Raw genomic sequence first — 2,084 nt, 5'->3', positions numbered from 1 at the left:
AGAGAAGGCAACTGAAGAAAGCACAACAGAACAACCTTCAACAGAAGAAAAAGCAACAAGTGAAGGTACAACAACAGAACAGCCTTCAACAGAAGAGAAGGCAAGTAAAGAAAGTACAACAGAACAACCCTCAACAGAAGAAGCGACTAAAGAAACTACAACAAATCAACCAATTTCAGAAAAAGAAACTGTAAATGAAGTTAAGAATGTAGCAAATGAAACAGGAGTATCTGAGGACGAAATTTTAGCTGCTTTAAATAAACAAGGTGTTAATAAAGCTGATGAAAATGAAATTTTAGCTGCTTTAATTAAAGAAAAATCGGCAACTAATGATCAATATTCAACTCCAGTAGTTGCTAATACAACAAACACATCTTCTAAAACGAAGACAACTTCTAACACACCTGTTAGAAACTTGTTACGTAATAGAGCAATGGTAATGGATCGTGCTAATACGTCAGATTTACAAGAATTAGCAGAAAATAGTGCTATATACTCACCAGGTGATGCTACTAAAAAACAAACTTATAGTGGTAAAGCATGGGTCTATAGAAATGGTAATCACTCAGATTCTTCTCAAAAAGATGCAGTACCATTGCCAGGAGTTAATGTTTACTTACAATGGGTAAACGGAAAAGGTTTTGTATCTCCAGTATATTACACTACTACAAACCCAGATGGCTCATTTGCATTTGACTTATCCAAACCAGTTACAGATGAGAATGGCAATACTTATAAATTTAAATTAGCAGGAGACTCCAAATTCGCTATAAGAACTTGGGTTAAAAATCCAGATCCATCTAAATACGATGTTGTTAAACACGGTGACCAAATGTATGGTTATCACGATCGTCTTACTAGAAAAAATGAATCTTGGGACTTTACAGCAGGAGTCAATAGAATTGTTAACTCACAAGTTGTACTTCAAGAAAAACATAATAATGTTGATTGGTTACTAAAACCAGAAAATGAACGTACAACATCTGGTACTTCAAATGGCCAATTTGAAAATACAGGTAATTACGGTACAATTCGCGGTAACGTATGGTATGAAAACGGGGATCCTAATGGCTCTGATGCAAGACGTTGGGGTAAAGATACTTGGGATGTTAATGCAACTAATACAAAAGTCGCTGCATCATATGTAAATGACGAAGTAACTAGATTATTTGATACTTGGAAAAAAGAACACAGTGGTTATACATTAGATGATTTCAAAGCTGCACAAGCACAAATTATCGCTGATTATGAAGCGAAAAATGGTGTAGGATCACACATTGCTGAAACTGTTGTAGCAAATGTAGATTCTAACGGTGATTATTACATTCCGTTCAAAGGTATTTATGGTATTAGTGCTTATAAACAAAATTCAGGTACAAGCATTTCTAAAACTATCTCAGATGAAGAGTATGGTAAAGTTGTAGCTGATAAAGACGTTTCCCATAATAACTTAATGGCTTGGAATGGAACAATTGGACAAAAACACAGACATATCAACTCTGATTACGTATATGTTACACCGCTTGTTGAAGACTATGCTATTTGGAGTAATAATTTCCAAACTAACATGTTTGAAGAGCTTAGTGATGATGTTTTACCAATTGGACCAAGTGCTCAAAGCTCATATAACACATCAGGCGTGGATTTTGCACTTTTAGCACCACAACCAATGCACGACATCACGAATTATAACTCAACAGATGAATTAGCTAGACCAGGTGATACTGCAGAATCTAGAACAGGTGGCTTATTACCAAATCGTGAATATCAAGTGCAATGGTTCAAAAATGGCGAAAAATTCGGAGATCCAGTTACTGTAACTTCTGCAGAAGATGGAACAGTAGGTTCAGTACCTTTAACAGTACCAGAAGATGCAAAAGTATCAGACGTATTCTCATCTGCAGTATTCAAACAAGGTGTTTCTACAGAATCATTAACTACAGCATTAGCTATTGATTCATTCTCTATTACAGACCAACAACCAGATAATGAAGTGTATGAACCAACAACAGACGAAGTCACAAAAGATTACGGAACACCAACAACTGAGGAGGATGTAACAGGAGCAGTAACAATTCCGGATT

Annotated in this window: 1 pseudogene; it reads left to right on the top strand. The window is 35.7% G+C overall.

Annotation, left to right across the window (positions count from 1 at the left end):
* Positions 1-2,084: pseudogene (locus HMPREF3031_RS13370) on the top strand (hypothetical protein); the annotation flags it as partial.

The organism is Staphylococcus sp. HMSC072B07 (genome assembly GCF_001815505.1).
Lineage (GTDB): Bacteria > Bacillota > Bacilli > Staphylococcales > Staphylococcaceae > Staphylococcus > Staphylococcus simulans.
The sequence above is the reverse complement of the archived record's forward strand: the minus strand, read 5'-3'. Positions and strand labels throughout refer to the sequence as shown.